General features: G+C 39.0%; 5 protein-coding genes. 1 reads left to right on the top strand and 4 read right to left on the bottom strand.

Translation table 11 applies throughout. From position 1 onward, the window contains the following. Positions 1-214: 214 nt before the first annotated feature. The gene (locus tag H7254_RS14910; protein WP_301933714.1) at positions 215-1633 is read right to left on the bottom strand and encodes a CCA tRNA nucleotidyltransferase; all 1419 of its coding nucleotides are present in this window, start codon (positions 1631-1633) and stop codon (positions 215-217) included. Between the two features lie 390 nt (positions 1634-2023). Between H7254_RS14910 and lon the strand changes: the two genes are divergently transcribed. Beyond that, entirely contained in the window at positions 2024-4423 is a 2400-nt protein-coding gene (gene lon / locus H7254_RS14905; protein ID WP_301933713.1) for an endopeptidase La, read from the top strand. Between the two features lie 377 nt (positions 4424-4800). Here the strand turns inward: lon and H7254_RS14900 are convergent, their stop codons facing one another. From H7254_RS14900 to H7254_RS14890, 3 genes are all read right to left on the bottom strand, one after another. Next, positions 4801-5508, bottom strand: a complete 708-nt coding sequence (locus H7254_RS14900; RefSeq protein WP_301933712.1) for an SGNH/GDSL hydrolase family protein — start codon at positions 5506-5508, stop codon at positions 4801-4803. Positions 5509-5705: 197 nt separating this feature from the next. Beyond that, positions 5706-7868: an FN3 associated domain-containing protein gene (locus H7254_RS14895; RefSeq protein ID WP_301933711.1), complete on the bottom strand. Its 2163-nt coding sequence runs from the start codon at positions 7866-7868 to the stop codon at positions 5706-5708. A gap of 71 nt (positions 7869-7939) precedes the next feature. Continuing rightward, positions 7940-8968 (bottom strand): 6-bladed beta-propeller, encoded by a 1029-nt coding sequence (locus H7254_RS14890; protein ID WP_301933710.1) that lies wholly within the window; start codon positions 8966-8968, stop codon positions 7940-7942. Between the last annotated feature and the right edge of the window lie 127 nt (positions 8969-9095).

Genomic DNA, 9095 nt, shown 5'->3' with positions numbered 1-9095 from the left:
CTTAGCCAACTGTCATTACTACGGTAAAAAGTGGCTTTGTGTTTACTATCAAACTCAAAACTCTTTAAAATGCACAGATGCAGGTCTGCAAAATTTTGCGTATGCTTTATCACCACATCCCTGTAAATGCTGTCATCATCTTCCCAATAAATTCTGAAACGTAATATTGCCATACTGTAAAATTACTAATTGATAATGGAATAATGACAATTAATCATGCTTTATAAAAAAGGCCAAGATCCGTCGCTTTTTGAACCATAAAATTAAAAGCTGCTTCATACTCATTGGGAATATCTCCTTCTAAAATAGCTTCGCGGATAGCATTTTTTAAATCGCCCACTACACGGCCCGGCGGAAGGTTAAAGGTTTCCATAATCAGTTCTCCGGTTATGGGCGGCTGCCAGTTGCGCACCTGATCGCTGGCTTCCACTTCAGCACAGCGCTGGCGTACCATTTCAAAGTTTTCCAAATAGCGTTTTACCTTTTGTTTATTCTTACTGGTGATGTCTGCATTGCATAATGCCATCAACGAATCAAAATCATCTCCCGCATCAAAAAGCAATCTGCGTATAGCCGAGTCTGTTATATTTTCTTTAGTTAAACTGATAGGTCTTAAGTGCAGTTCAACCAGCTTTCGTACAAACCTCATTTTCTCGTTTTGCGGAAGTTTCAACTGCGCAAAAATTTTGGGTACCATTCTTCCTCCCAGCACTTCATGCCCGTGAAAAGTCCAGCCATGCCCTTCTTCAAACTTTTTTGTGGCGGGCTTGGCAATATCATGTAATACAGCAGCCCATCTTAGCCACAAATCATCTGTATGTTCCGCAATATTATCCACCACCTGCAGGGTGTGGTAAAAGTTATCCTTGTGTCCTTTTCCATCAATATATTCTGCTCCGGCAAGCGCCACCATCTGGGGAAAAATAATTTTGAGTAATCCACTTTTATATAGTAGATCAAAACCCATGGAAGGCTTTTTGCACAACAGAATTTTATTCAGTTCATCAGCAATCCGTTCGCCACTTACAATTTTTATACGCTCTTTATTTTCACCAATGGCATCAAAAGTTTTTTCTTCAATGGTAAAATTTAACTGGGCTGCAAAACGAATAGCCCTCATCATCCGCAAGGGATCGTCTATAAATGTTTGTGCAGGCGGCAATGGAGTTTTAATAATCTTTTGTTTAATATCTTCAATGCCATTAAAGGGGTCCAGCAGCTCTCCAAAATCTTCCTGGTTTAAACTGATGGCAAGTGCATTCATCGTAAAATCCCTTCTGTCCTGATCGTCCTTTAAAGTACCTGCTTCAACCTGCGGCTTACGGCTTTCGTATATATAACTTTCTTTTCTTGCTCCTACAAATTCTATCTCGTCATCCAGTATTTTTATTTGTGCCGTACCGAAGTTTTTAAAATAGTTCACCACCGGTTTGGGAGTAAACAATTTGGCCACAGCATGCGCCAACGCTATGCCATCCCCGATGCAAACGATATCTATATCTTTTGTATTTCTTCCAATAACCGAATCTCTTACAAATCCCCCGATTAAATAACAGGGAACCTGCAAGCCTGTTGCTGCCTGTGCAATTTTTTTTAAAATTGATAGTTCTTTATGGGAGCACTGAATGTACATAATGCCGCGAAGATAAGGTTCAATTAAAAATTAAGAAACAGGAATTGAAATATAAGGGTGAAATATGAGTTATGAAATATGAATTATGAAATATTTGTTATGAATTTTGGTGGATGAAAAATTTGCTATGAAAAATTTGAAGACCTGGTAATTTGTAATGTAAAACTTTTGGAAACAAAGTTTGGTTACTTTTTTAGATGCATCCGAAGCACTTAGATGGTAAAAATAAAGCATTCATCCATGACCTTCCGTTACAAAAATTTCATTATTAACAACGCATATTTAATGTTTAATTCGCCTTCGGCATTAATGTTGACTATATACTGCGCCAGCAAAAAAACATAGAATTATCTGTGCACATTGACAATTTGGCATTATATTGAATAAATTATGGATAATAAATTTTTTATAGGAGGTATGGAGGACGAAATGGAGTTTATGCCACTCATTCCGCTAAATGAGGATGCCAATGAAGACAACGATACCCAGCCCATTCCAGATGAATTACCCCTTTTACCGCTACGCAATACTGTACTTTTTCCAGGAATAGTTTTGCCGATTACCGTGGGCAGGGATAAGAGTATTAAAGCCGTAAGCGATGCCTACAAAGCTGACAAATTAATAGGAGTGATAGCGCAAAAAGACAGTAGTGTAGAAGAGCCTGCCGTAAGCGACCTGGAAGAAATTGGTACCGTTGCCAAAATAGCCAAAATGATAAAAATGCCCGACGGAGGCACCACTATTATTATACAGGGTAAAAAAAGATTTAAGGTAGAAAAAATAACAAGCGAAGACCCCTATTTTAAAGCTAAAATAAAAACGCTTGAAGAAGAAGTTTTAAAAGATGACAACGATTTTGAGGCAATGGTAGGAAGTATTAAAGACCTTGCTTCGCAGATTGTCAGTATCTCTCCCAACCTTCCCAGTGAAGCAGCCATCATTTTAAAAAATATAGAAAATCCTTCTTTCCTGATTCATTTTGTGAGCAGCAATTTAAACAGCGATATAAAGGATAAGCAAAGGCTGTTGGTTATCAACAACATCAAGGCAAGGGCAGAATTACTGATGAACCTGATGCAGACTGAACTGCAGTATACAGAACTAAAAAATAAGGTAACTAATAAAACAAGGGCTGAACTGGACAAACAGCAAAAAGAATACTTTTTGCAGCAACAAATGAAGGCCATTAAGGAAGAGCTGGGTGGTGATAATGTAGCGGAAGTAAAAGAAATGCTGAAAAAAGCGGAAGGCAAAAAATGGCCCATTGCCGCCAAAGAAATGTTTATTAAAGGTGCTGAAAAACTGGAACGGATGCACCCAAGCACGCCTGATTATTCGGTGGTGTACAATCACCTTGACCTGATGCTTGACCTACCCTGGGAAGATTATACGGCAGATAGTTACGACCTTAAAAAGGCAAGAAAAGTGTTGGATCATGACCACTATGGCATGCATAAAATAAAAGAAAGAATACTGGAATATTTAGCCGTGCTAAAATTAAAAGGCGACATGAAGAGCCCTATTCTTTGTTTTATTGGCCCGCCCGGAATTGGTAAAACCAGCCTGGGAAAAAGCATTGCCCATGCCATTGCAAGAAAATATGTACGGGTAAGTTTAGGTGGCCTGCATGATGAAAGTGAAATACGCGGTCACCGTAAAACTTATATTGGCGCCATGCCCGGCCGGATTATTCAATCTATCCGTAAAATAAAAAGCAGCAACCCGGTAATGATATTGGATGAAATTGACAAGGTAGGTAACGATCAGCGTGGAGACCCTTCTTCTGCCCTTTTAGAAGTATTGGACCCCGAACAAAATAATAGTTTTTACGATAATTACTTAGAGCTGGAATATGATCTGAGTAAGGTATTATTTATTGCAACCGCAAATAATATTAATAATATTCAGCCTGCTTTAAGAGATCGCCTGGAAATTATTGATTTAAGTGGTTACGCAGTGGAAGAAAAGATTGAAATAGCCAAACAGCATTTAATTCCGAAACAAAAAGAAGCACACGGTTTAAAAAATATAATCGTTAAAGCAAGTGACAAGGTTATTGAAAAAATAATTGAAGACTATACCCGTGAGAGCGGCGTACGGGATCTGGACAGACAACTGGCTGCAGTAATGCGTAACCTCGCCATGCAGTTTGCCACTAAAAATAAATTAAAGCCAACACTTACTTCCGGTGATGTGGAACGCATATTAGGCAAACCTCGTTTTAATAACGAAATGTACAAAACAGCAAACATGGCTGGTGTGGCTGTTGGCCTTGCATGGACCTACGTGGGTGGCGATATTCTTTTTATAGAGATCAGTTTAAGTGATGGTAAAGGTGAATTAAAAATGACGGGTAACCTGGGTAATGTGATGAAAGAAAGTGCTACCACTGCTTATACCTGGTTACAGGTAAATGCAAAAAAACTAAACATTGATCCTGAAATGTTTAATAAAAAGAATATTCATATTCATGTACCGGAGGGCGCCGTGCCGAAAGATGGCCCCAGCGCAGGTATCACTATGATGACAGCGCTTGCAAGTGCATTTACCGGACGCAAAATAAAATCTTATCTCGCTATGACGGGTGAGATAACCCTTCGGGGCCAAGTATTGCCAGTAGGTGGTATTAAAGAAAAAGTACTCGCTGCAAAGCGTTCCGGCATCAGGGAAATTATCATGTGCTGGCAAAATGAAAAAGATGTGCTTGAAATAAATCCAGTGTTTATTAAGGGTACAAAATTTCATTATGTAAAAACTATGCAACAGGTGCTGGATATAGCTTTATCATAAAAAAAAATTTAAATTACAAAGTCATCGTGAGGTAACTAATCTTCCGGATGATGTCTTACTATTGAGTAGAGGTATCACTTTTTGTTTGAATTATCCATGCATTGACTGAGTAGTGTCTCAATCGCGTAAATTTCACTTGCGGTCAAACTTACCAGGCTAAACATCTTTTAAAAACCAACTGTCAGGCGTGTCAAATTTTAAAATCACATTTATTGAAGTATACTTTGTTTGAACCCTAATCTTGGTTGTTTACTTTTTGTTATCTGCCTGCCCAAAAGAGAATAAAAATAAAAGTAAGAAATCAAAAAATATTAGAAATTTCATTTTATTTTTTAAGTAAGGTACTAAAGTGGTCAGTGTCCGTGAGTAGCATCAAACTATTTAATAAAAGATAATTTCTTACTCACCTGCTGTATCCATTCTCTCGCCATCAGTTCGTGCCCGGCAGGCATTGGATGAATTCCATCCCATATCCAGTAATCAGCGGGTGCTTTTGCTATTGCCTTATTAAAAGTATTTTGAAATTCTATAAAAATTGCATTGAATTCAATACTTAATTGTTTCACTATTTTTTGTCGCTTAGCCATTTCATTTTCATATTCTTCCCATCTTTCTTTTATCCTGCCTACCGGTAAAATAAAAGGCTCACAAATTACCAACTGTGTGTTGGGTAACTGCTGTTTTGTTTGTTGCAGCAATTGGCGGTATTCTTCGGCAAACTTTTCTGCGGTAAAATTTTTATCTCCACCCATAAAAGCATCCACATCGTTAATGCCCACCAAAATGCTTAATAGGTCAGGCCTTATATCAATAGTATCAGTCTGCCAGCGTGCGGCAAGGTCTGCTACTTTATTACCACTGATACCACGGTTAAAAAAATGAAAACCTTTCTTTGGAAAATCATACCACAACCTGCTTGCTATCAAATAGGCAAAGCCATGGCCCATTACATGGTTCCAGTCGTGGTTACGGGAGCGGTTGCCATCCGTAATGGAATCTCCCTGAAACAGGAATGTATAATGGTCTTCTGTTTGGATATCATTCATTGCCATGGCGTTCAATAACCGGGGTGCAACAATTGCCATGGTACTCAACGTTGTTATATTTTTTAAAAACTGCCTTCGTTTGTTTGTTTGCTTTCTAATAATCGGATTTTTTAAAGATAAAAGGCTGCTAATACAACTTGAATAAATATCTTTTTGAATAATTCCATAATATTTATACCGGCTATATTACCCTGATATAAATGCCGGGGCTATTTATTACGCCCGGGCTATCCATTTTAATTTAAAAAAATCTCATCTACAAATATCCATCCTTTATCGTTTTTGCCTTTATGCCAATTAGGTAATTTGGCAACAGGTGTAACCACTACTTTAATATACTTTTCTTTTACCGGTGCAAAGTTTAATTCATATCCTTTTAAATAACCCGGCGCTTCTTTAACCGGCTGTTCGGGGTTTATTTTTTTAAGCAGATGAAGATGCTCTAAATCTTTGCCAGCCCACACTTCGAGTTGTTGGGGAGGCATGATAAAGCCATTGATATCCACCAGGCTGCTGATGGTAACGGAAGAAATATTCCGAACGGTATCAAAATAAAGAATGGCCTGCATAGGGTAACCTCTGAAACCAATCCATTTACCGCTGCGAAAATTCTGATCGCCTTTTTGTGCATCGGCTAAAACAGCAGCACTCATCTTTTTATACGGCTCATCTGCAGCGGGTTGTACAAAGCGTATGGAATCTATTTTATACCCTGCTTTGTAAAAAGTTTTTTCAGTAACATCGCTGCTGATCCATCCGGGTTTGAATACTTTTGCTTTTATCGTAGTATTCTTATCCAGCATGAAATCACTTTTATACACTGGTGATAGAATGCTGTCGGGTTCTGTGCCATCCGTGGTATAACGAATGGTCACTCCTTTTACATAGTGCTTCAACTTTAATGCTACCGGCTGAAGTAAAACCTGCTCTTCATTTTCAATCAGTGGTTTGTTTAATTTTATTATAATGGTATCGCCGGTAAAGCCGGTTTCTATCTTTGTATTTTTAAATTGCCTTTGCACTGTTGCCAGGTTTTGATTTTGTGCAGGCGTGCTCCAGATGTACAACTGCGTTAGTTTTGGCAGCGATGCAAGCGCACTTAAACTTGCTGCATTTACTCCTGTACCGGATAATGACAATTCTTTTAATTCTTTTAGTTTACTCAATTCCTGTAAACCAGTTCCTTTAATATTGGTAAATGATAAATTGAGTTTACGCAGGTTTACAAATTGTGCTATGGTTGCAAGGTCCTCATCCTGCACGGGTATTTTATTTAAATTTAGTGTTACCACCTGTTCCTTTACAGCAAGCAATTCTTTTAATTGTTCCGGCTTAAATTGTACAGCGCTAAAAAACTGCACGCCCAGTGCCGGAGAGCCCAGCGAGAGTGGTGCAACCAACCGATAATTATTTCGCAGTGCCTTTATTTTACTTTCGTCCGCAGGCTTAAAAGTATAATCATCTGTTTCAATAGTATTAAACAAGGTTGTTGCCAATATATGCAGTGTATCCGTTACCGGTAGTACTGCAACTTTAGTGGTATCGTTTGCGCCACCTTTTATCCAGTGATACAAAATACTTGTTTCTTCATCGGTTAGTTGTGGCTTACCCAATGGAGGCATGTGTTTTTTATTTTCCATCGGCAGGTGTATCCTGCCCATCAGTAATCCAAAATTTTCTTGCGTTGAATCCCACAAAGCACCGTCTTTACCGCCTTTGCGCAGCGCAGCAAATGATTCCATTACCAACTCCCCTTTAGCTTTTTGAGTATTGTGGCAACTGATACATTTGGCTTTTAAAATGGGCTGTACCATGTTGGTATAGATGATGACATCTTCAAACAAAACCGGCAGTGCCAGTTTCTCTTTTGAAACAGGTGCCAGTAAAAAATTATCTCCATGCGTAATATCTGCACCAAGATGACCAGTAATAATAACAGTTGCAATTCCAGTTGCAGAAGCCAATGCCAGTAAGCCTTTAGTATTCCTTACGCTATTTCTGAAAGTGTACCAGCCCAATGCCAGCAATGAAATCGAAACACCGCCCCATTTATGCCAGGCCACCACCTCCTGGGTATAACCATCTTCCTTAGAAAGCAACAGTCCCATTAATGCGCTGATAACTGCAGTAGTTGAAGCCAGCAATAACAGCCCATCGCCAATATTACGCTGCTCTTCAGTGATTGATTTTCTAAACCCCGATACAGCTTCCCAGAAAATACAAAGCAGCACCAGTACGATGGGAAAATGCAGCAAGAGTGGATGCATACGTCCAATGGTTTGTACCCATGGTGGCACCACCAAACCTTTTTCAAACATCAACAAAAATACCAGCAGGCAATTCAATGCAAAACTTGTATTGTACAAAATGGATTTCCATCGCTGCATACTTTTTTTCATTTTTTTTGTACTTTCAATGCACTGGCAGCCGCTTGCTGAAAGTGGTTTTTTCTATTACTGCAGTTTGCCTGTTAAATAACAGGAGATAATTTATAAGGATAAACTTTGCCGGAATTCCATTGTGCGATGTAAAGATTTTCTTCATCATCTACGCATACATCATGTGGATAATCAAAGTACTTGATGGCCTGTTTCATCTCCTGTAATTTATTGTTTAGGTACAATGGTTCTGTACCGCCGAGATTGGAAATCACCTTGAAATTTTTATCAAGTATGGTTACAAAACCTGACTGTTTCGAAAGGCTTGAACTACTCTGCAATACTGCAGCGTATAAATAATCTCCCTTAATCACCGGACGGCAAACCCATGCACCGGGCAGCGGGATAGTATCAATGTATTCACCGTTAAAAGTATATCTTTTAAAAGCGTTTTGCTGGCGGGAGGTTACCAGCAGACAAGGCCTATTGGCATCCCGGTTGTCGATACAAACACCATGTGCATTCAGCAGGTGTTTAGGCTCATCGCCCCTGCCACCAAAATAACCAATGTAGCGTCCCTTTGAATCGTACCGAATGATAAAATCTTTTCCGTAACCATCGGCTACATAAATATCACCGTTGGCTGCAATGGCAGTTTCTGTTGGAATATATTCTTCAGGCTTTAAATACTGGCCGGTTTCTTTAGGGTAATCCAGCGTTAGCAACACCCTTCCATCTAAAGTGGTTTTAATTACCTGGTGGCGGTTGTTATCGCAAATAAATAAAACTTCCGTACCATTTTCATTGAAGATGGTGAGTCCATGCGCACCTGGATATTCGCTGCCCCAGGTAGTTAATAATTTACCGGCCTTATCATAAATGAGCACATTGTTTTTTATTTCGTTGGTCAGCAAAATAATCCTGCCTTTACCATCCTGCACCATCTCATGACAATCATTTACCGGGTTGCGTGCTACATCTGCCTGGCTCCAATGATTATTGAGTCGATAGCGTTTGTTGCCTTGCCCAAGAATAGGATCTTCCTGAAAAGCCAATGACGGCTGAATAATTAATCCTGCTGCTGCGATAGAAGAATTTTTGATAAAGGTTCTGCGGTGCATGTTTTTATTTTTTATATATGGCAAATAATTTTTACACTGTTTTGTTGATTTCCCTTTTTAATTATCCAGTTGTTCAATTGCCCCATCTTTCAATTGCCTCGTCTTTCAATTTTCCTGTCTTTCAATT

The organism is Ferruginibacter sp., from assembly GCF_014377975.1.
Classification (GTDB): domain Bacteria; phylum Bacteroidota; class Bacteroidia; order Chitinophagales; family Chitinophagaceae; genus Ferruginibacter.
Note: the sequence above shows the minus strand (reverse complement) of the source record. Positions and strands in the feature narration are given on the sequence as shown.

Coding starts and splice junctions, on each gene's coding strand:
- H7254_RS14895 (WP_301933711.1), bottom strand. CDS start 7,868: ATGAAAAAAAGTATGCAGCGATGGAAATCCATTTTGTACAATACAAGT.
- H7254_RS14900 (WP_301933712.1), bottom strand. CDS start 5,508: ATGGCAATTGTTGCACCCCGGTTATTGAACGCCATGGCAATGAATGAT.
- H7254_RS14890 (WP_301933710.1), bottom strand. CDS start 8,968: ATGCACCGCAGAACCTTTATCAAAAATTCTTCTATCGCAGCAGCAGGA.
- H7254_RS14910 (WP_301933714.1), bottom strand. CDS start 1,633: ATGTACATTCAGTGCTCCCATAAAGAACTATCAATTTTAAAAAAAATT.
- lon (WP_301933713.1), top strand. CDS start 2,024: ATGGATAATAAATTTTTTATAGGAGGTATGGAGGACGAAATGGAGTTT.